13 protein-coding genes are annotated in these 21,425 nt (G+C 62.8%); 12 read left to right on the top strand and 1 reads right to left on the bottom strand.

The features are described 5' to 3' along the window. The first annotated feature begins 23 nt into the window (after positions 1-23). Together D3F03_RS08700 and D3F03_RS08695 are read left to right on the top strand one after the other, a co-directional pair. A complete protein-coding gene (locus D3F03_RS08700) occupies positions 24-6,041 on the top strand; it encodes a hybrid sensor histidine kinase/response regulator (protein WP_119108980.1) in 6,018 nt (2,005 codons plus the stop codon). After that, complete coding sequence (locus D3F03_RS08695) at positions 6,041-7,240, top strand: PilT/PilU family type 4a pilus ATPase (RefSeq protein ID WP_119108979.1); 1,200 nt, start codon at positions 6,041-6,043, stop codon at positions 7,238-7,240. The genes D3F03_RS08700 and D3F03_RS08695 overlap by 1 nt, the downstream gene beginning before the upstream one ends. A 10-nt stretch (positions 7,241-7,250) precedes the next feature. Here the strand turns inward: D3F03_RS08695 and D3F03_RS08690 are convergent, their stop codons facing one another. Continuing rightward, positions 7,251-8,735: a cryptochrome/photolyase family protein gene (locus D3F03_RS08690; protein WP_119108978.1), complete on the bottom strand. Its 1,485-nt coding sequence runs from the start codon at positions 8,733-8,735 to the stop codon at positions 7,251-7,253. A 20-nt stretch (positions 8,736-8,755) separates the two neighbouring features. Here D3F03_RS08690 and D3F03_RS08685 point away from each other — a divergent pair, with 20 nt between their 5' ends. From D3F03_RS08685 to D3F03_RS08640, 10 genes are all read left to right on the top strand, one after another. Then, positions 8,756-9,349: a YqgE/AlgH family protein gene (locus tag D3F03_RS08685; RefSeq protein ID WP_119108977.1), complete on the top strand. Its 594-nt coding sequence runs from the start codon at positions 8,756-8,758 to the stop codon at positions 9,347-9,349. Beyond that, complete coding sequence (gene ruvX / locus D3F03_RS08680; RefSeq protein WP_119108976.1) at positions 9,346-9,774, top strand: Holliday junction resolvase RuvX; 429 nt, start codon at positions 9,346-9,348, stop codon at positions 9,772-9,774. Before D3F03_RS08685 ends, ruvX begins: the two co-directional genes overlap by 4 nt. Then, positions 9,771-10,307, top strand: coding sequence for a bifunctional pyr operon transcriptional regulator/uracil phosphoribosyltransferase PyrR (pyrR, locus tag D3F03_RS08675; RefSeq protein WP_119108975.1), 537 nt, complete (start codon positions 9,771-9,773; stop codon positions 10,305-10,307). Before ruvX ends, pyrR begins: the two co-directional genes overlap by 4 nt. After that, positions 10,301-11,263 carry an aspartate carbamoyltransferase catalytic subunit gene (locus tag D3F03_RS08670; RefSeq protein WP_119108974.1) on the top strand — a complete coding sequence of 321 codons (963 nt, stop codon included), beginning with the start codon at positions 10,301-10,303 and terminating at the stop codon, positions 11,261-11,263. Before pyrR ends, D3F03_RS08670 begins: the two co-directional genes overlap by 7 nt. 75 nt (positions 11,264-11,338) lie before the next feature. Then, on the top strand, positions 11,339-12,634 hold the full coding sequence (locus tag D3F03_RS08665; protein WP_119108973.1) for a dihydroorotase: 1,296 nt from the start codon (positions 11,339-11,341) through the stop codon (positions 12,632-12,634). Positions 12,635-12,816: 182 nt separating this feature from the next. Beyond that, on the top strand, positions 12,817-14,103 hold the full coding sequence (locus D3F03_RS08660; RefSeq protein ID WP_245960555.1) for a Yip1 family protein: 1,287 nt from the start codon (positions 12,817-12,819) through the stop codon (positions 14,101-14,103). Positions 14,104-14,223: 120 nt separating this feature from the next. Next, a complete protein-coding gene (locus tag D3F03_RS08655) occupies positions 14,224-14,829 on the top strand; it encodes a DUF1415 domain-containing protein (protein WP_199665448.1) in 606 nt (201 codons plus the stop codon). Further along, positions 14,826-15,698 carry a class I SAM-dependent methyltransferase gene (locus D3F03_RS08650; RefSeq protein ID WP_119108971.1) on the top strand — a complete coding sequence of 291 codons (873 nt, stop codon included), beginning with the start codon at positions 14,826-14,828 and terminating at the stop codon, positions 15,696-15,698. The genes D3F03_RS08655 and D3F03_RS08650 overlap by 4 nt, the downstream gene beginning before the upstream one ends. Positions 15,699-15,736: 38 nt before the next feature. Next, positions 15,737-16,435 (top strand): transposase, encoded by a 699-nt coding sequence (locus D3F03_RS08645; protein ID WP_119108970.1) that lies wholly within the window; start codon positions 15,737-15,739, stop codon positions 16,433-16,435. A gap of 184 nt (positions 16,436-16,619) precedes the next feature. After that, a complete protein-coding gene (locus D3F03_RS08640) occupies positions 16,620-21,401 on the top strand; it encodes a glutamate synthase-related protein (protein ID WP_119108969.1) in 4,782 nt (1,593 codons plus the stop codon). Positions 21,402-21,425: the final 24 nt, after the last annotated feature.

Below are 21,425 nucleotides of genomic sequence, written 5' to 3'. Positions count from 1 at the left end.
CGCGCGCCGCCAGGAACGAATCCATGTCGCCAAATGAAGTCGCCAATGCCCCTGTTGCTGAAGGGGGGGCGGGGGAGCTGGATCTGGGGCCGCTGGCCTGGGTGCTGGACGAACTGCGCAAGTCACTTGATGGAGCGATCAAGGCCTTGCGCCGCTTTGTCTACGATGCGGATATTGCCCGGGAATCAGATATTGCCTCGCTGGATACCGCTACGCTGCGCGTGGCACGACAGCAACTGCACCAGGCCACCGGCGCGCTGGAAATGGTGGGAATGGCATCGCCTGCGCTTGTGCTGCGTGCCATGGAAGGCGCGGTGCAGCGCTTTGTTCAGCGGCCTGAACTGTGCACAGACGGTGCAGCAGGCGCGATAGAGCGCGCAAGTTTTGCGCTGTGCGAATACCTGGAGATCGTGCTTGCGGGCAAGGCGGTTTCTCCGGTGGCCCTCTTTCCGCAGTACCGGGATGTTCAGGCTTTGACCGGTGCCGAACGTGTGCATCCAGCCGATTTGTGGCCCGCAGAGCGCCGGTTTCGGGAGCCCGAATTTGAGATCAGGCAGTCACCCCTCGCTTATGGTCCAGCGGCGAGGAGTCGACTGGATCAGGCCGTGCTGCGTATCGTCAAGGATGGCGATTTTGACGCGGCGCGCGACTTGTGTGATCTCTCTTTGGGCTTGGCTGCTGCACACTCAGATCGGCAAGGGCGGGCTTTTTGGAAAATCTGCGCCGCTTTCTTTGATGCTTTTGCGCGTGGCATGTTCGCTACGGATGTGTATGTCAAGCGGGTGGCATCCCGCGTTCTCATGCAGTACGCTTCCTTGGCGCGCGGTGAGAGTGTGATCGCAGACCGCCTGGTGCAGGATCTGCTGTTTTTCTGTGCCCAGGCGCGGCCCAATGCAGACGAGTCGCTGCCGTTGCTCGATGCTGTACAGAAATCATTTGGTTTGCAGCGTTTCCAGCCTGTCGACTATGAGGCGCGGCGTTTCGGGCGATTCGATCCCGCAGTATTGGCGCAGGCACGCAAGCGTATCTCCGCTGCGGCGGAAACATGGTCAGCTCTGGCAGGCGGTGATCGCAACAAGCTCAAACCCGCTGCCGACCAATTCAGTCTTGTTTGTGATTCGCTCCGCAAACTCAATCGAAACAGTGAAAGTCTTGCCCAGGCATTGACCCGGGCGCTTGATCTGACCGTGCGCTCTGCTGAGCCGCCTTCGGCATCCTTGGCCATGGAGGTGGCTACTTCGGTGTTGTACCTGCAGGCCGCGTTGGAAGACTCCGATGTGTCGGATGAGCAGATGGCCGGGCGTGCCGTGCGTCTGGCCGAGCGCCTCGACAGCGTTTCGGCGGGCAAGGAGCCAGACCCCCTTGAGCCCTGGATGGAGGAGTTGTACCGCCGCGTCAGCGACCACCAGACCATGGGCAGCGTCGTCGATGAGTTGCGTGCCACGCTGGGTGAGGCCGAGCGGTCCATGGATCAGTTTTTCCGCGATCCGGAAGATACCGCGCCGCTTGTCCCGGTTCCAGACCGGTTGTCGCAAATGCGTGGCGTGCTATCGGTGCTGGGGCTGGATCAAGCGTCGCTCGCAGTCCTTCGGATGCGCGATACCGTGGGACGCCTACTCGCTGGAGGCGTTGAAGATCCCGACGAACGCAAGTCGCTTTTTGAAAAGTTGGGCAATAGCCTGGGTGCACTGGGCTTCATGATCGACATGCTGAGCTACCAGCGTGCCATGGCGCGCAAGCTGTTCGTCTACGACGAAGCGCTGGGCGAGCTGCGATTGATTGCGGGACGCGCCCGCACCCGTTCGTCAGACGTGGCGGTCGATGCGGAAGAACTGGCAGCAACCATCGAGGAGCGTGCGGCCGTGCCGCTCCCGGATGTGGTTCCTCGCATACCCGCGCATGTGCCCCATGAGCAAACAGCTGCCGCAGGGTTCGCAACGACCGAGCCTATTGCCGTCCCGCAGGTGTTGGAAGCATTGCCTGAGGAAGCTGGTGCCACGCAGGAGCCGATTGAGGTGGCTTCCGAGCCGCAGACCCAGCCGACAGAAGACAGTAGCGCGCCGCAGATGCATCTGCGGGGGCCGGAATTAGAAGACGAATTGCTGGACGTCTTTCTCGAAGAGGTTCGCGAGGTGGTGGGCAATGGTTTGGGCGCTATATCCACCTTGGATGAAGATCCAGGCGATCTGAGCGAGCAAACCACCCTGCGACGGGCATTCCACACGCTCAAAGGCAGTTCCCGCATGGTCGGGCTGAACCGGTTTGGCGAGGCCGCCTGGTCGATGGAGCAGTTGCTTAATGCGTGGCTTGCCGAACAAAAGCCCATGGAGCGCCCCCTGCTCGACATCTCCCGGCAAGCATTGCAAGGCTTCAGTCGATGGGCCCTGGATATCGCAGCAGGTGACGATTCGGCATGGAATGAGTCTGCTTTCCGCACTGTGGCAGAAGCCATGCGTCTGGAGGGCAAGGTGTTGCCTTTGGTCCTTCCGCCCGAGAGTGGCGAGGTCCGCACGGGTCCCGAAACCGAAGTCGCGCCAGATCTTCAGGTGGCAGCCGTTGCCAGCACGACTGATGGCGAGCCCGACGTAGCGCCTGAAGAGGTTGCCCTTGAGGGTGAGGGTTTTGTCGCTGAAGCGGTGGACGGGTTAGCGGAGGCCGTTCCGGATTCAGCAGATCTTGGAGAGCGTGAAGCTACTGAGCTTGGTATGGTGGAGATGTCTGCCGTGGTTCCGGCAGAAGCTGCCGAGATCGGGCAAGGCAGTGAAATTGATTTTTCCGAGTTCGAGGCTGCATTGGGTGCCTCTGGATCTATCGGCACCTCTGGAGAACTGGCATTGCCGTCCGCACTGGATGAAACGGTGTTGGCAAGCGACGAGCAGGGTGCTGCGGAACAGGCCCATGTCGGTGATGCTTCGATGGAAGCTGGCGCGCGCACCCAGCAGGAGCACGGCCAGGAGCATGGTGCATTGGAAATGTCACCACTCGCATCCAGCGACGCGGTAGACGAAAGCACCAAATCCATCGGACACTTGCGCATCGGCATTCCGCTGTACAACGTCTATCTGAATGAAGCGGACGAATGGTCTCGCCGCTTGACAACCTGCCTACAGGAATGGTCGCTGGAGTTGCACGAGCGTTTGCCGGATACAGCGATTGCCCTGGCGCACTCTCTGGCTGGCAGTTCTGCCACTGTGGGGTTCGAAGCGCTCTCACAAACAGCCCGACTTCTTGAGCATGCGCTCGAGCATGTGCAACTGCAACCGGTGGGCGAAGCGGACCAGGCGGCGATCTTTTTGCGCGCAGCGGATGAAGTGCGCCGCTTGCTTCACCAGTTTGCTGCGGGCTTTCTCAAGCCAGCCGATGAAGAAATTCACCGGGCATTGCGCAGCATTCTCGAAACTGAAGTCTGCACCACGCTATCGCCGTCTCTGGAAGAATTCGTCGCTCCTGCGACGGCCGAGTTTGAGACCCTTCCTGCCGATTCTGCGCAGCCAATCGAAGTAGAGGCTTCGCAGCCGGAGGTGGTGTCCGAGCCGACGACGTTCGAGCCGGTGCCTTCGGGTGTGGTGGCTCCCGCCCTGTCCGTAGTTGTAGCCGCGCGTGATCACGACCAGCAGGTGGACGACGCGATAGCAAGGGCTGTCGCACTGGGGTCAGATCTGGACGACGATATTGACGCACTCGACGTCATCGATCCCGATCTGTTCCCGATCTTCGAAGAGGAGGCCGCAGAGTTGTTGCCCCAATTGGGTGGTGCGCTGCGACAGTGGGCCGCGCGCCCGGAGAACCTGGGGGCACGCAGCGAGGTGCTTCGCGCCTTGCACACCCTTAAAGGGAGTTCGCGCCTTGCAGGAGCCATGCGCCTTGGCGAGATGTCGCATCGGCTGGAATCGGCCATTGAACAGCTTGACCTGGAAACCTTGCAGGCCGAAGAGATAGAGCCGCTGTTGGCCAACTTCGACGCGCTTCAAGCAAACTTCAAGGTATTGCGCACCTACGATGGGGCCTTGCCTGAGGGATTCGCAGAAGACGTCCAGCAGAACGGCGCGACGCTTGATGCGCACACGTCTGCGGACGGCGAGCAAGCAGCGCCTTTGCCGTCCGTATTGACCCGGCCGTTGGTGGCGAGCAAGGGCGCGGCGGCGCGCGCAGCCACCCAACAATCGGTCCGGGTGCGTGCCCAGTTGCTTGACCGCTTGGTCAATCAGGCCGGTGAGGTGATGATCACCCGTGCACGCCTTGAATCCCGCTTGGGGCACATGAAAGGCTCCATGGGCGAGTTGTCGATTAACCTCGACCGCTTGCGCCAGCAACTGCGCGACATCGAGGTGCAGTCGGAATCCCAAATGCAGTCGCGGCTGGCATTGTCCAAGGACACCGCAGCAGGCTTTGATCCGCTTGAATTCGACCGTTTCACACGGGTGCAAGAGCTGACGCGCATGATGGCCGAATCGGTCAATGACGTTGCCACGGTGCAGCGGAACCTGCAGCGCGTGGTGGAAGGGACAGAAGACGATTTGATTGCGCAAGGCCGGCAGGCACGCGAGTTGCAACGCGACCTGCTGCGCACGCGCATGGTGGAATTCGAGGGCATTTCCGAGCGTTTGTATGCCGTCGTTCGCCAGGCATCCAAAGAGACTGGCAAGCAAATCAAGCTCGACATCACTGGGGGTTCCATTGAAATGGACCGCGGTGTGCTGGACCGCATGACCCCTGCATTCGAGCATTTGCTGCGCAATTGCGTGGCACACGGCATCGAGCCGCCAGACGATCGCGTTGCCATCGGAAAGCCCGCCATGGGCACCGTAACGGTCGATTTGCGGCACGAGGGCAACGACGTATCGGTAGAGTTCCGCGACGATGGTGCCGGCCTGAATCTGGAGCGCATTCGCAGCCGCGCCGTGGCGCAGGGTTTGATTGCGTCGCCTGGAGATGTCAGCGACAGCGACGCTGCCGACCTGATTTTTATGCCCGGGTTTTCCACGGCCAGCGAAGTCACAGAGCTCGCTGGCCGGGGGATTGGCATGGACGTCGTGCGCTCCGAAGTCCAGGCCCTGGGCGGCCGCATTGAAACAAAAACGGTCGCTGGTGCTGGCACTGCGTTCCGCATGGTGCTGCCACTGACGACGGCTGTGACGCAGGTGGTGATGCTCCGGGCAGGTGAGCTCGCTTTTGGCGTACCGGCCAACGTGGTCGAGTTGGTTCGCCGGGTTCCCTTGGCGGAGATAGAGGCAGCTTACCGGACCGGTCAGCTTGATGTGGGCGGTGAGAGCGTAGCGTTCTACTGGGCTGGTGCGTTGCTCCAAGCGTCGCGCCGCAGCCAGGAAGGGGTGGGCAAGACCAGGTCCGTCGTGATCTTCCGCAGCGCCTCGCAGCGCATTGCCATGCATGTCGATGACGTTCTGGGCAACCAGGAAGTGGTGGTGAAGAACCTGGGGCCCCAACTCTCGCGCCTGCCTGGTTTGGCGGGTATGTCGGTGCTCGCCTCTGGCGCCGTGGTGCTTATCTACAACCCAGTGGCGCTGGCGACGGTGTACGGCAGCCAATTGCGCGATTCGCAAGAGGTATTGGCTGAAACGGAACAGCCGCCTCACGGTGACATCCCGGCGGCGGCGACAGCGGCCCCAGCGGCAATCCCAATGCCGGGACAGGTACCTCTGGTCCTCGTGGTGGATGATTCGATCACTGTGCGCCGCGTCACGCAGCGTTTGCTGCTGCGCGAAGGCTACCGCGTGGCACTTGCGGCCGACGGTCTCCAGGCACTTGAACGCCTTCAGGATGAGCGGCCTGCGGTTGTGCTTTCGGACATTGAAATGCCGCGCATGGATGGATTCGATCTTGCACGCAACATCCGCGCTGATGCGGCGTTGCACGATCTGCCCATCATCATGATCACTTCGCGTATCGCCCAGAAGCACCGCGACCACGCGATCGAGTTGGGAGTGAACCACTATCTTGGCAAGCCCTACTCCGACGAGGAACTGCTCAGCCTGGTGAAGCATTACGCCCATGTGGATGCGGTAGAAGCGGCAAGTGTTTGATGGCTGCGGTAGCTTGCACTGTGAGCAATGGGGCAGGCGCGGCTTCCGAGGTGCTGCAGGATCTGCTGTCTGCCATGGTGCGGGAAGAGGCCTCTGACCTCTTTTTGATCGCTGGCGCTGTGCCTACGATCCGGCGCCATGGCGACTACCTGGCGCTCACGCAGCAGCCTTTGGCCGCGCTGGATATTCGTGCTTTCGCGATGTCGGTCATGAGTCCTGCCCAGGCCGAGGCGTTTGAAATCCGCAAGGAATGCGATCTGGCGCTCCATGTGCCAAATGCTGGCCGTTTTCGCATCAACGTGCATCTGCAGCGCGGGCAGACCGGCATGGTGGTGCGCCATGTCTCCTCGCAGATTCCGTCTCTTGAAGCCTTGGGCCTACCGCCCGTGGTGCATCAGCTGGCGTTTCTCAAGCGCGGCCTGGTGCTCGCGGTGGGCGCGGCGGGCGCGGGCAAGACCACAACCCTTGCGTCCCTTCTGGACCATCGCAATGCTCGGATTCCTGGGCATATCCTGACCATTGAAGATCCGATCGAGTATGTGCACACGCATCGGCGCTCGCTGGTCACGCAGCGCGAGGTCGGGCTCGATACCTTGTCGTACGACGAAGCGCTGCGCCATGCCATGCGCGAGGCGCCGAGCGCCATCATGATCGGCGAGATCCGTGATCGCGAAACCATGCAGCATGCGCTGCATTACGCCGAATCGGGCCATCTGTGCGTGTCCACCCTGCACGCCAACAATGCCAGTCAGTCTATTCAGCGCATCCTCAACTTCTTTCCGGATACGGCGCATGCGCAGATACTGCAGGACCTCTCGCTGAATTTGAAGGCCGTTGTCGCGCAGCGGCTCATTCCTGGAAAGCAGTCGCGTCAGGTGCCTGCCGTAGAGGTGCTGTTGTTGACGAATTTCATCGCCGATCTGCTACAGAAGGGCCAGGTGCATGAGATTCGTACTGCGCTTGAGCGAAGCAGCCAGGTCGGCATGTGCACCTTTGACCAATCGCTTTTTGCCCTCTACGAGCGCGGCGCGATCACCCAGGAGGATATGTTGGCCTATGCCGACAACCGCACCGACCTCACGCTGCGAGTGCGCCTTGCCGCAGGGGCACCACTGGAAATGGCCGGGATGCGTGTGGCGGATTTCGACCCACCCGCACCGCCCGGAGCGCAAGCGGCGCCGCCTCCCCCTCCGATGTGAATTTCAGTGATCAAGGATTGCCGGAGAGCCGGGCTTCCTTGACGACCGAATAGCGCGCCAATGTGCGATCGCGCGCATGGGCATGGTCTACGACCGGCAAAGGATAGTCGGCGCCCAGCACGACGCCCGCTGCGCGCAGGGCCTCCGACCGCGCCAGCCAGGGTGCATGCACATCCGTGTCGTTTAGACGTGCCAGTTCCGGTAGGTAGCGGCGTATGAAGCCGCCTTTCGGGTCGAATTTCTGGCTTTGGGTGACGGGATTGAAGATGCGAAACCAGGGCTGTGCGTCGCAGCCGCTGGAGCTTGCCCACTGCCAGCCGCCGTTGTTGGAGGCCAGCTCGAAATCGGTCAGTTGCTGTGCAAAGTAGGCCTCCCCACGCCGCCAGTCCAGTCCCAGATCTTTGGCCAGAAAGCTTGCCACCACCATGCGCAATCGGTTGTGCATGTAGCCAGTCTGGTTGATTTGCGCCATGGCGGCGTCGACCAGCGGGTAGCCGGTACGGCCTGTTTGCCAAGCGGTCCACAGGGCGTCTGCTTGCTCGCCAGTCTCCCATGCAATCGCGTCGTACGCCGGTTTGAAGCTGCGCTCGACCACGTGCGGAAAATGTGCCACCAATTGTTGGTAAAAATCCCGCCAGACGAGCTCTGAGAGCCACGCCGCCGCTCCGCTGCTACCCGCCTGCATGCGCGCATAGGCTTCACGGGCGACTTCGCGAACGGACAACGTCCCAAAACGCAGATGAACGCCCAGGTAGCTCGGGCCTTTGATTGCCGGGTAATCGCGCGCTTGGTCGTAGGCGTCCATGCGTGCAGAGAAGTCCGTCCAAAGAGAACGCCCTCCCGAGCTGCCTGCCGGCACGGGAAGTCGCACGGTCTCACTCGGAGCGAAACCCAGCGCCGACAGCGCAGGGATACCGCGCGCACCGAATTCGCCACGGGGCGCGAGAGTACCCGGAGGAATGCGCACCGGGTAGGCGCTCAGAAAAAATGGGTCGACCTTGCGCAGCCAGGCCTTCTTGTAGGGCGTAAAGACCGTGTAGGGCGTTCCTGCCTGCGTCAGCAGTTCTGAACGCGCGAAAATCGTATGGTCCTTCACCAGCCGCAATTCGCGCCCCTGCGCTGCAAGCGCCGTGCGCACCTGTGCGTCTCGCAACAGGGCGGCAGGTTCGTCGTCGTGGGCCGCGTACACCGCCTGCACGCCCAGCCGTTCGGCCAGTTCCGGGACGGCCGCACTGGCAGCGGCGTGCAGCATGATCAGGCCGCAGGCACTGTCGTGCGCCAGGGCGCGCAGGGAGGCGTCGAGCTCCACCAGGCTTTCCCGGATGAACCGCACGCGCCGGTCAGCGCGTGGCAGCGGCGCGAGGATCTCCTTGTCGAACACGAAAGCGCAGTGCACTTGGGCGCATTCACGCAGTGCGTGAAACAGGGCAGGGTGGTCGTGCACGCGCAGATCGCGGCGGAACCATACCAGGCCACAGGGAAAGAGTTGGGGCATGTTCACCGTAAAATTGGTCTATGCCCGCCAATTCTGCGCCCATGAACTTGACGAACCACTTCCTGATTGCCATGCCCGGCATGGAGGACGCGTCGTTTTCACGCAGTGTGGTCTATGTGTGCGAGCACAGCGAGCGTGGCGCGCTGGGACTGATCATCAACAAGCCCACGGATATCAGCCTTGAGGGGCTGTTTGAGAAGGTGGATCTTTCGCTGGGGCGAAGCGATCTGACCGGCTCGCCCGTTTTTCTCGGGGGACCGGTGCAAACGGAACGCGGTTTTGTGCTGCACGAGCGCGTGCAGCTCGAAACCGACGACGAGCCAGCGTACGCCTCCACCATGGTGATTCCTGGGGGCCTGGAGATGACGACGTCCAAGGACGTGCTCGAAGCCCTGGCGACCGGGGCAGGCCCTCGCCGGGTGCTGGTGACGCTTGGCTACTCGTCTTGGGGTGAAGGACAACTGGAATCGGAAATGGCCGAAAACAGCTGGCTGACAGTGGGGGCAAATGCCGCCGTCATCTTTGACACCCCGGTGGAGGCGCGCTACGACAGCGCGCTGGGGTTGCTGGGGCTGCAAGCCTGGCAGCTCTCTCCCGGAGCCGGTCACGCATGACCCACGGTGATCCGCTTGCGCCGGCGCCTGTTGTTGCGCCGCACCTGCAAAGCTTTCTCGCGTTCGATTTCGGGCTCAAGCGCACCGGCGTAGCGGTCGGCACCCGCATGCTGCGCAGCGCCAGCCCGCAGCCCACGGTGCGCGCCGAAGGCGAGGCGCGTTTTGTCGCGGTTGCCGAGCGCATCCGCGAGTGGCAGCCCGATGCGCTGGTGGTTGGGGTGCCGTTTCATCCCGATGGCGCCAGCCATGAGAACACGCACCGTGCCCGGCGCTTTGCCCGCCAGTTGCATGGGCGCTTTGGTTTGCCGGTATTCGAGGTGGATGAGCGCTACAGCACGACCGAGGCGTTGTCCCAGGGCGCCCGGGACGCTGATGCCGCGTCGGCTTGCATCATCCTGGAGCAGTTTTTGAGGAATCTTCCATGACATCCCATCCGTCCGGCACAGCCGGAGCCCGTGCGCTCTCGCTTGATGCCGAAGCGCTGTACCGCGAACTGCTAGCGGGCGTGCGCAACCTGCGCCGCCAGGACACGCTGCTTGCCGGGATTGCCTCTGGCGGAGCCTGGCTGGCGGAGCGCCTGCAGCGGGACCTTGGCCTTGCAGGCGAAGCGGGTGTGCTCTCGTCGAGCATGCACCGCGACGATTTTGCCCAGCGCGGTCTTGCCGCCAGCGCCCAGACGACCTTGCCTTTTGAGGTCAACGGGGCCGACATCTTGCTGCTCGACGATGTGCTTTACACCGGCCGCACCGTGCGCGCCGTGCTCAACGAACTGTACGACTATGGCCGGCCGGCGCGGGTTCGTCTGGCGGTGCTGGTAGACCGCGGCGGGCGCGAGCTGCCGGTGCAGGCCGACTATGCCGCGGCGCGCATTGCCCTGCCCGCCACCCAGGCGCTGGCGCTCGCGCGCAGCCCGGATGGTGCGTTTGACTTCGAACTGCGGGAGGTGGCGCCGTGCTGAATCCGCGCAACCCGCAACTCAACCAGAACGGCGAGCTGGTGCACCTGCTCTCGGTCGAGGGCCTGCCGCGCGACATCGTCACGCACATCCTCGATACGGCGGCCAGCTTCGTCTCGGTCAACGACCGCGAGGTCAAGAAGGTGCCGCTGCTGCGCGGCAAGAGCGTCTTCAACCTGTTTTTCGAGAACAGCACGCGCACCCGCACCACCTTCGAGATCGCCGCCAAGCGCCTGTCGGCCGATGTGTTCAATCTGGACATCGCGCGCTCGTCAGCCAGCAAGGGGGAATCCTTGCTCGACACCATCGCCAACCTCTCGGCCATGGCGGCCGATCTGTTCGTGGTGCGGCACAGTGAATCGGGCGCGCCGTACCTGATCGCGCAGCACGTGGCGCCCCATGTGCATGTGGTGAATGCCGGCGACGGGCGGCATTCGCACCCCACGCAGGGGCTGCTGGATATGCTGACGATCCGGCACTACAAGAAAGATTTCACCAACCTCACCGTCGCCATCGTCGGTGACGTGCTGCATTCACGCGTGGCGCGCTCGGATATCCACGGCCTCACCACGCTGGGATGCCCGGAGGTGCGTGTGGTCGGCCCGCGAACGCTGGTGCCGACCGACATGGCGCCCATGGGCGTGCGCGTGTGCCATACGCTGGAAGAGGGCCTGAAGGACGCCGACGTGGTCATCACCCTGCGCCTGCAAAACGAGCGCATGAGCGGCGCCTTGCTACCGTCGAGTCAAGAGTATTTCAAGAGCTTTGGCCTGACACCCGAGCGCCTGCGGCTGGCCAAACCGGATGCCATCGTGATGCATCCCGGGCCCATCAACCGGGGCGTGGAAATCCATTCGGCGGTGGTCGACGGCCCGCAGAGCGTGATCCTGAAGCAGGTGAGCTTTGGCATCGCAGTGCGCATGGCGGTGATGTCCATCGTGGCCGGAAACACGGCCTAAGGTGGTGCGGACTCTTATTTTTATAGCTGCTAGCGCTTATGGGATAAGCGTTAGAGGCCAATTTTGCTTCAAATCATGAAGATTCTCATCCAGAACGGCCGCGTGATCGACCCTGCCAGTGGCTTTGATCAGAAGGGTGACGTAGCGTTGGCTGCGGGACGGATCGTCGGTGTGGGGCGCGTTCCGTCTGGCTTCGCCCCGGCGCGCGTGATCGACGCCACCGGGTGTCTGGTCATCCCCGGCTTGGTGGACCTTGCCGCCCGGCTGCGTGAGCCTGGTTACGAGCATGAGGGCATGCTCGAATCTGAGATCGCCGCAGCCGTGGCTGGGGGCGTGACCAGCCTCGTCTGTCCGCCCGATACCGACCCTGTGCTCGACGAGCCCGGCTTGGTCGAAATGCTCAAGTTTCGGGCCGAAAAATTGCACCAGTCGCGCCTTTTTCCTTTGGGTGCTCTGACGCGCGGCCTTGCCGGCGAGGTGCTGACCGAGATGGCTGCGTTGACCGACTCAGGCTGTGTCGGCTTTGGCCAGGCGGATGTCGGTTTGGCGAGCAACCAGGTTTTGCAGCGCGCGCTGCAATATGCGGCGACCTTTGGCTACGCCGTGTGGCTGCGGCCGCAGGATGCGAGCCTCGGAAAAGGCGTGGCTGCCAGTGGCGCTCTGGCCACCCGACTGGGGCTTGCCGGCATCCCGGTGGCCGCCGAAACCATTGCGCTGCACTCCATTTTCGAATTGATGCGCGGCACCGAGGCGCGTGTGCATCTGTGCCGCATCAGCAGTGCGGCAGGCATCGCCTTGGTGCGCCGGGCCAAGGCGGAAGGCCTGGCCGTCAGTTGCGACATCAGCATCAACAGCCTGCACCTGACCGAGAACGATATTGGCTTCTTTGACAGCCGCGCCCGGCTCTCGCCCCCGCTGCGCCAGCAGCGCGACCGCGACGCCCTGGCCGAGGCATTGCGCGATGGCACGGTGGATGCGCTGGTGTCGGACCACAACCCTGTCGATGAAGATGCCAAGACGCTGCCTTTTGCGGAGGCCGAGTCGGGCGCAACGGGCCTGGAGCTCCTGCTGAGTCTTGCCCTCAAGTGGTCGCAAGACGGGAAGGTGCCCCTCGCCCGTGCGTTGGCCGTGGTCACCAGCGAGCCGGCGCGTGTGCTCGGCAGCGCCTTGGGCACCCTGGCCGCAAGCGTGGGCCAACTGGTGGAGGGCGGCGTGGGAGACCTGTGCATCGTCGATGAGACCGCGCGCTGGACCGTTGCGCCAGCGACCCTGCGCAGCCAGGGAAAGTACACGCCCTTTGGTGGTTACGAACTCCCAGGCACGGTGCGGTGGACACTGGTGGGCGGTCAGGTGGCGTTCGAGCGCGACTGAGAACACCTCGAACCACTCCTTGCGGCGTGCGAGAAGTGGGGCAGGACCTCCTTGAGCGCCGGGTGAATCGCCGAGAGCCAGAAGGCCGATCAGAGCGTAGGTGGCAGAGCCCGAAGCGGACATATTCCACGCTTTGGCCGCACAAAGGCAGCCGGGACTTGCCCCGCAGGATGTCCGCGTTTATGGTTCGCCCTGTCGCGGGTCTGCCGTTGGCGGGCCGCTATGACTGGGAGGACACCATGAACATCGTCGAGCGCGCCAAATCCATCCTGCTTGCCCCCCGGCCGACATGGCAGGTGATTGACACCGAACCAGCCGATACCGCAAGCCTCTACACCGGCTACCTCATGCTGCTGGCCGCCATTCCAGCGGTCTGCGGGTTTATCGGCATGTCCCTCATCGGCATGGGAATGTTTGGCGTGTCGATGCGCGTCCCTTTCCTCTGGGGCCTGGTCAACATGGTGGTGTCGTACGTGCTGAGCCTGGTGGGTGTGTACGTGCTGGCGCTGATCATCGACCTGCTCGCGCCACGCTTTGGCGGCGCGAGCAGCCGCATTCAGGCGCTGAAAGTGGCGGTGTATGCCAGCACTGCCGCCATGTTGGGAGGGGTGTTTGCGCTGCTTCCCATGCTGTCAATGCTGGGCCTGCTGGCAGGGCTGTACTCCATTTACCTGCTCTACACCGGCCTGCCGATCCTGATGAAAAGTGCCCAGGAGAAGTCGGCCGCCTATACGGCGGTAGTCATCGTCGCTGCCATTGTGCTGGGCTTGGTCGTAGGCGCCGCCAATGCGCTGTTCATGCCGCGCAGTGCCAGCCACTGGGCGGGCGGAGACGCCGCGACGGTCTCGGTGCGCACACCGGGTGGCGAAGTCACCATTGACAGTGCCGGCATTGCGGCAGCGCAGAAAAAAATGGAGCAGGCGGCGCGCAGCATGGAGCGGGCGCGCAGCCAGAACGACCCGACGGCCATGGCCGCTGCCACGCGCGAGGCTACGGCTGCGGCGGCCGGCATGCTGGGCGGTGGCCAGGCACTGGAAGCCCAAACGCTCAAGGCGGCGCTGCCCGAGCAGCTTGGCGGCTTGGCACGCACTGCGTTCGAAGTGCAGGACGGCGCGGCCCTCGGCCTGCCCACCAGCCAGGCGAGCGCCAAGTACGGTAGCGGTGAGCGCGCGGTGCGCGTGGAAATCATGGACCTGGGTGGGCTTGGTGCAATGGCGGCTGCGGCCATTGGCATGGTGCAAGGCGAAAAGGAAGACCAGACGCACGCCGAGAAGACATGGCAGGAAGGTGGACGCACCCTGCACGAGAGCTATGCCAAGGACGGCAGTGCGGCAGAGCGCAAGATCGCGCTCAAGAACGGCGTGTTGGTGAGTGTCTCTGCCGACCATATGGACATTGCCGCACTGCGCAGCATGGCGGACCAGCTCGATGTGGCCAAGCTTGAGCACTTGGAACGCAAGAAGCCGTAAACGTTTGCCCCGGCCCGGCTGCCGCAATCGCTGGGCCGATAAAATCGGCGGCTGTCTTCCCACCGGGCTCCTGCCATGAATAGCACTCTTTCCCCGCCTGTCGGCGCCGCGTTTTCAGGCATGGCGGCAGAGGCGCAAGTGGTGCAGGACACGGTGCGCTGGCTGGAGCGCGCCGTCATCGGTCTCAATCTGTGCCCATTTGCCAAGAGCGTGTATGGCAAGGGGCAGATTCACTACGTGGTGTGCAGCGCTACGGGCATCGCCGAGGTGCTGAGGTGCTTGGAAACGGAGTTGCTTGCGCTTGCTGCACTGCCCGCTGCAGAACGCGATACCACCTTGATCATGCTCCGAGCATGCCTCGGTGATTTTCTCGATTTCAACGATTTTCTTGACGAGAGCGATGCACTGCTCGAATCGCTGGAGCTTGCGGGCGTTCTGCAGATCGCCAGTTTTCACCAGCAGTTCCGGTTTGCCGGAACGGGCGATGACGACGTCTCGAATTGCACCAACCGCGCCCCTTGGCCCACCTTGCATCTTTTGCGTGAAGAAAGCCTGAACCGCGCCGTCGAGGTTTTTCCAGATGCCGGGGCGATTTTTGGCCGCAACGTAGAACGGCTTGAGGCGCTGGGCGCAGCTGGCTGGACGGCCCTGGATGTGGGTGCGCGGGCGCTGCCCCAAAACGGCGTGCCTGGCGAAGTGGCGCTGGCAACCGGTGAAGACGCATGAAGCCGCGCGAGCGCGCAGCTGGCCAGGACAAAGGCGCCGTGGTCGATCTGCCCGAGCTGAGGCCTGGGCAGTCAGTGGAGTTGCTGAAGGAACTGCACATCCTGACCCGCGATGGCCGGCTCAATCAGGATTCGCGCCGCAAACTCAAGCAGGTCAGCCATCTGTTTCAGTTCATCGAGCCTTTGCTGGAAGAGATGGCGGCCGATGGTCACGCACCGTTGCTGGCCGACCATGGCGCGGGCAAGTCCTATCTCGGCTTCATCCTCTACGACCTGTATTTCAAGGCGATGGGGCGTGGACACATCTACGGTATCGAAACGCGCGCCGAGCTGGTGGAAAAATCGCGTGCGCTGGCCAAACGGCTTGGGTTCGAGCGCATGTCCTTCCTGAACCTGTCGGTTGCGCAATCGCAAGACGCTGCAGAGCTGCCTGAGCGTATCGACCTTGTGACCGCATTGCACGCCTGTGACACCGCGACGGATGACGCCATTGCCTTTGGGCTGCAAAAGCATGCCCGTGCCATGGTGCTGGTGCCCTGCTGTCAGGCGGAGGTCGCTGCCTGCCTGCGTGCCGGCAAGGCGTTGCAACTCTCCCGCACCCCATTGGCCGAGTTGTGGCGCCACCCCTTGCACACCCGCGAGCTGGGCAGCCAGATCACCAACGTGCTGCGTTGCCTACATCTGGAAGCCAGTGGCTACCAGGTGACTGTCACCGAGCTCGTGGGTTGGGAGCACAGCATGAAGAACGAACTCATCATCGCGCGCTACACCGGCCAGAAAAAGCACAGCGCCACGGAGCGCCTGCGCGCCATCCTCCAGCAATTCGGACTGGAATCCAGTCTGGGCCCCCGTTTCGGGCTCACAGCATAATTGGGGTCAGACCCCTTTTCTGCCTTTGGAGGATCGCCATGGCCCGGTTGCCACGTCTCACGGTTCCGCACTATGCCCACCACGTGATCCAGCGGGGCAACAACCGGCAGGCCATCTTTCACGACCAGCGTGATTACGAGCGCATGCTGGACACCCTGGCCGAATATGCGGAGAAGTTCCAGGTCGCCGTGCACGGTTACGTGCTCATGCCTAACCATTTGCACCTGTTGGCAACACCTGTGACTGCCGACGGTCTGCCGCAGATGATGCAGGCGGTGGGGCGCAGTTACGTGCGGTGGTTCAACCAACGCCACACACGCACCGGCACCTTGTGGGAAGGGCGGTACCGCTCAACCCTGATCGAGACCGAACGCTATCTGCTGGCGTGCATGGTCTATATCGACCTGAATCCGGAGCGGGCGGGGTTGGTGCGCAGCCCGGCGGAATGGGCCTGGTCGAGTTGTGCGAGCCATCTTGGTCTGCACACCGACCGCTTGGTGACGCCGCATGCCTTGCAGTGGGCCATGGGCAATACACCTTTCGCGCGAGAGGCCGCGTACCGGGAGCTCTTGCAAGTGGGGATCGACCGCAAGCAACGCGAAGCGCTGACGGAGGCCACGCTTCGCGGATGGGCGCTTGGCGGGCCTGAATTTGTTGCTGGTTTGCACGCGCATACCGATCGCCGGGCGATCAAGTCGGCTGCCGGTCGGCCACGGCTTGAGCGGAAAAATAAGTAAATAAAACCCCATTTCCCTTAGGAAGCAAATGAGATAAATGCTATCAATTTTGATATGTCCCTAAATTAATTCAAAAACCTGGTTTTTAAAAATAATTGGAATCTGACCCCAATTATTTAACTTGCACAAAGTTGCTGCAATGCACTAATCTTGGCGTCCCTGCGAAAACAATGAGGAATGCGCCATGACCACGGCCGCCGAAATCGAGCATCTGAAACAACATGGTCTGTACTCGTCTTCGAACGAGCACGACGCCTGCGGCCTGGGCTTTGTGGCCCATATCAAAGGGGCCAAGCGCCACGATATCGTCACCCAGTCGCTCAAGATTCTGGAGAACATCGACCACCGTGGCGCCGTCGGTGCCGACAAGCTCATGGGCGATGGCGCGGGCATCCTGATCCAGATCCCTGATGCGCTGTACCGTGAGGAAATGGCGCGGGCTGGGGCTGCCCCAGACGGTTCTGTCGGCGTCACCCTGCCTCCGGCAGGTGAATACGGCGTGGGCATGATCTTCTTGCCCAAGGAGCATGCTTCGCGCCTGGCCTGCGAGCAGGAGATGGAGCGCGCCATCAAGGCCGAGGGCCAGGTGTTGCTGGGCTGGCGCGATGTGCCGGTGAACCGCGATATGCCCATGTCGCCCACGGTGCGCGCCAAGGAGCCCATTCTTCGGCAGGTGTTCATTGGCCGTGGCAATGACGTCATCGTGCAGGATGCCCTGGAGCGCAAGCTCTACGTCATCCGCAAGACCGCCAGCGCCGCCATTCAGGCGCTGGGCCTCAAGCACAGCAAAGAGTATTACGTGCCGAGCATGAGCAGCCGCACGGTCATCTACAAGGGGCTGCTGCTGGCTGCCCAGGTGGGCACTTACTACCTCGATTTGCAGGATGCACGCTGCGTCTCGGCCATTGGTCTCGTGCACCAGCGCTTTTCGACCAACACTTTCCCCGAGTGGCCGTTGGCCCACCCGTACCGCTACGTCGCCCACAACGGCGAAATCAACACCGTCAAGGGCAACTACAACTGGATGAAGGCGCGCGAGGGCGTGATGGCCTCGCCCGTGCTGGCGGCCGACCTGCAAAAGCTCTACCCCATCAGCTTCGCCGACCAGTCCGACACCGCAACGTTCGACAATTGCCTGGAACTGCTGACCATGGCGGGCTACCCGATCAGCCAGGCTGTGATGATGATGATCCCCGAACCCTGGGAGCAGCACACCACCATGGACCCGCGCCGGCGCGCGTTCTATGAATACCACGCTGCGATGCTCGAGCCCTGGGACGGTCCCGCTTCCATCGTATTTACCGATGGCCGCCAGATTGGTGCCACGCTGGACCGCAACGGCCTGCGGCCCTCGCGCTACTGCGTGACCGACGACGATCTGGTGATCCTGGCGTCCGAGTCCGGCGTGCTGCCGGTGCCGGAAAACCGCATCGTGCGCAAATGGCGTTTGCAGCCCGGCAAGATGCTGCTGATCGACCTGGAGCAGGGTCGCATGATCGACGACGACGAGCTCAAGGCCAACATCGTCAACACCAAGCCGTATCAGCAGTGGATCGAGAACCTGCGCATCAAACTCGACAGCATTGGGAACGGCGATGCGTCGGTTCCGCCACTCGCGATGAGCGAGGGTACAGATGGCGCGCAGCAGGTATCGCTGCTCGATCGCCAGCAGGCCTTTGGCTACACCAAGGAAGACATCAAGTTCCTGCTGGCGCCCATGTCGCGAAATGGGGAGGAAGCCATCGGCTCCATGGGCAACGACAGTCCTTTGGCCGTGCTCTCGGGCCGCAACAAGCCGCTGTACAACTACTTCAAGCAGTTGTTCGCCCAGGTGACCAACCCGCCGATCGACCCGATCCGCGAGGCCATCGTGATGTCACTCAACAGCTTCATCGGCCCCAAGCCGAACCTGCTGGACATCAACCAGGTCAACCCGCCGATGCGGCTCGAAGTGAGCCAGCCCATACTCAATGGGGCCGATATGGCCAAGTTGCGCGACATTGCACGGCACACGCAGGGCAAGTTTCGCAGCAGCGTGATCGATGTCACCTACCCGCTGGCCTGGGGCCGCGCGGGTGTCGAGGCCAAGCTGGCCTCGCTGTGCGCGCAGGCGGTGGATGCAATCAAGAGCGGCGCCAACATCCTCATCATCAGCGATCGGGCGATGAACGCCGAACAGGTGGCGATCCCCTCGCTGCTGGCGCTCTCGGCCATCCACCAGCACCTGGTGCATGAGGGCCTGCGCACCACGACTGGCCTGGTGGTCGAGACCGGGACAGCGCGCGAAGTGCACCACTTTGCCGTGCTCGCGGGTTACGGCGCCGAGGCCGTGCACCCCTGGCTGGCCATGGAAACCCTGGCCGACATGCACAAGGACTTGAGCGGTGATTTGTCCGCCGACAAGGCCATCTACAACTACGTCAAGGCCATTGGCAAGGGCCTGTCGAAGATCATGTCGAAGATGGGTGTCTCGACTTACATGAGCTATTGCGGCGCCCAACTGTTCGAAGCCATTGGCATTTCGAGCGCCACGGTGGCCAAATATTTCACCGGCACCGCCAGCCGCGTTGAAGGCATCAGCGTGTTCGAGATCGCCGAGGAAGCCATCCGCATGCACGAAGCTGCGTTCGGCGACAACCCGGTGCTGGAGAACATGCTTGACGCTGGCGGCGAATACGCCTGGCGCACCCGCGGCGAAGAGCATATGTGGACGCCGGACGCCGTCGCCAAGCTCCAGCACAGCACGCGCTCCAACAACTGGAACACCTACAAGGAATACGCCCAGATCATCAACGACCAGAGCAAGCGCCATATGACGCTGCGCGGCCTGTTCGAGTTCAAGTTCGATCCGGCCAAGGCGATCCCGGTGGACGAGGTCGAGCCCGCCAAGGAGATCGTGAAGCGCTTTGCCAGCGGCGCCATGTCGCTTGGCTCCATTTCCACCGAAGCACATGCCACGCTGGCGGTGGCCATGAACCGCCTGGGCGGCAAGAGCAACACCGGCGAGGGCGGTGAAGACTCCGCGCGCTACCGGCAGGAACTCAAGGGCATTCCGATCAAGCAGGGCGACAGCCTGAAAAGCGTGATCGGTGACGAGAACGTCGAAGTCGATTTGCCCCTGAGGGACGGCGATTCGCTCAGGAGCCGTATCAAGCAAGTGGCCTCAGGGCGCTTTGGCGTCACGGCGGAATACCTCTCCAGCGCCGACCAGATTCAGATCAAGATGGCGCAGGGTGCCAAGCCGGGGGAGGGCGGCCAACTGCCCGGCGGTAAGGTCAGCAATTACATCGGCAAGCTGCGCCACAGCGTACCGGGCGTGGGGCTGATCTCGCCCCCACCGCACCACGACATCTACTCTATCGAAGACTTGGCGCAGCTCATTCACGACCTCAAGAACGTCGCGCCGCATGCCAGCATCAGCGTCAAGCTGGTCTCCGAAGTGGGTGTGGGCACGGTGGCCGCGGGCGTCGCCAAGTGCAAGAGCGACCACGTGGTGATTGCCGGGCACGACGGCGGCACGGGCGCATCGCCCTGGTCGTCCATCAAGCATGCCGGCGGCCCTTGGGAGATTGGTCTTGCAGAAACCCAGCAGACGCTGGTACTCAACCGCCTGCGCGGTCGCATTCGCGTGCAGGCCGATGGCCAGATGAAGACCGGCCGCGACGTCGCCATTGGGGCGTTGCTGGGCGCCGATGAGTTTGGCTTTGCCACCGCCCCGCTGGTCGTCGAGGGCTGCGTGATGATGCGCAAGTGCCATCTCAACACCTGCCCGGTGGGCGTGGCCACGCAGGACCCGGTACTGCGCAAGAAGTTCTCGGGCAAGCCCGAGCACGTCGTCAACTATTTCTTCTTCGTCGCCGAAGAGCTGCGGCAAATCATGGCCCAGTTGGGTATCCGCAAATTTGACGATCTGGTGGGTCGCAGCGACCTGCTCGACATGCGCAAAGGCCTGGAGCACTGGAAGGCCAGCGGGCTTGATTTTTCGCGCCTGTTCGCGCAACCGGATGTGCCGGCCGACGTGCCGCGTTTCCATGTCGAAGCGCAAGACCACAACATCGAGCACACGCTCGACCGCAAGCTCATCGAGCGCAGCCGCCCCGCCATTGAAAAGGGCGAACGGGTGCGTTTCATCGAGGTGGCCCGCAACGTCAACCGCTCGGTGGGCGCCATGCTCTCGGGCGCGGTCACCCGCGTGCACCCCGAAGGCTTGCCAGACGACAGCATTCACATCCAGCTGGAAGGCACGGGCGGCCAGTCGTTTGGCGCATTCCTGTGCCGTGGCATCACGCTGTACCTGATTGGCGACGCCAACGACTACACCGGCAAGGGCCTCTCGGGCGGTCGTATCGTGGTGCGCCCCAGCCTTGATTTCCGCGGCGAGGCGGCGCGCAACACCATCGTCGGCAATACCGTGATGTATGGCGCCACCAGCGGCTCGGCTTACTTCGCCGGTGTCGCGGGCGAGCGCTTTGCGGTGCGCCTCTCGGGCGCCACGGCCGTGGTGGAAGGCACGGGCGACCATGGCTGCGAGTACATGACAGGTGGCACCGTGGTGGTGCTGGGCAAGACTGGTCGCAATTTTGCCGCTGGCATGAGCGGTGGCGTGGCCTATGTGTACGACGAGGACGGCCAATTCGACACGCGTTGCAACATGGCCATGGTGACGCTGGAGCGCATCCTGCCGCACGACGAGCAGCAAGCCAGCCATGCGCGCTCCACCTGGCACCAGGGTCAGAGCGATGAAGAGCAGCTCAAGCGCCTGCTCGAAGAGCACAACCGCTACACCGGCAGCAAGCGCGCGCGCGAGCTGCTGGACAACTGGGCGGCGTCGCGCAGCAAATTCGTCAAGGTGTTCCCCACCGAATACAAGCGCGCGCTCTCGGAAATGTACGAACGCCAGGTGCTGGAAGACCCTGCCACACCGTCCGTGGTAGAGCACGAGCCGACCGCCGTGGTTGCCAAGTAAGCCATTGAACCCTCACGAGGACAA

It is taken from the genome of Simplicispira hankyongi (assembly GCF_003570885.1).
Taxonomy (GTDB): domain Bacteria; phylum Pseudomonadota; class Gammaproteobacteria; order Burkholderiales; family Burkholderiaceae_C; genus Simplicispira; species Simplicispira hankyongi.
Note: the sequence above shows the minus strand (reverse complement) of the source record. Positions and strands in the feature narration are given on the sequence as shown.

Excerpts from the sequence above, each read along its gene's own strand:
- D3F03_RS08690 (WP_119108978.1), bottom strand. The coding sequence starts at position 8,735 with ATGCCCCAACTCTTTCCCTGTGGCCTGGTATGGTTCCGCCGCGATCTG.
- D3F03_RS08660 (WP_245960555.1), top strand. The coding sequence starts at position 12,817 with ATGGTTCGCCCTGTCGCGGGTCTGCCGTTGGCGGGCCGCTATGACTGG.
- D3F03_RS08655 (WP_199665448.1), top strand. The coding sequence starts at position 14,224 with ATGGCGGCAGAGGCGCAAGTGGTGCAGGACACGGTGCGCTGGCTGGAG.
- D3F03_RS08685 (WP_119108977.1), top strand. The coding sequence starts at position 8,756 with ATGCCCGCCAATTCTGCGCCCATGAACTTGACGAACCACTTCCTGATT.
- ruvX (WP_119108976.1), top strand. The coding sequence starts at position 9,346 with ATGACCCACGGTGATCCGCTTGCGCCGGCGCCTGTTGTTGCGCCGCAC.
- D3F03_RS08665 (WP_119108973.1), top strand. The coding sequence starts at position 11,339 with ATGAAGATTCTCATCCAGAACGGCCGCGTGATCGACCCTGCCAGTGGC.
- D3F03_RS08700 (WP_119108980.1), top strand. The coding sequence starts at position 24 with ATGTCGCCAAATGAAGTCGCCAATGCCCCTGTTGCTGAAGGGGGGGCG.
- D3F03_RS08640 (WP_119108969.1), top strand. The coding sequence starts at position 16,620 with ATGACCACGGCCGCCGAAATCGAGCATCTGAAACAACATGGTCTGTAC.
- D3F03_RS08695 (WP_119108979.1), top strand. The coding sequence starts at position 6,041 with ATGGCTGCGGTAGCTTGCACTGTGAGCAATGGGGCAGGCGCGGCTTCC.
- D3F03_RS08645 (WP_119108970.1), top strand. The coding sequence starts at position 15,737 with ATGGCCCGGTTGCCACGTCTCACGGTTCCGCACTATGCCCACCACGTG.
- D3F03_RS08650 (WP_119108971.1), top strand. The coding sequence starts at position 14,826 with ATGAAGCCGCGCGAGCGCGCAGCTGGCCAGGACAAAGGCGCCGTGGTC.
- pyrR (WP_119108975.1), top strand. The coding sequence starts at position 9,771 with ATGACATCCCATCCGTCCGGCACAGCCGGAGCCCGTGCGCTCTCGCTT.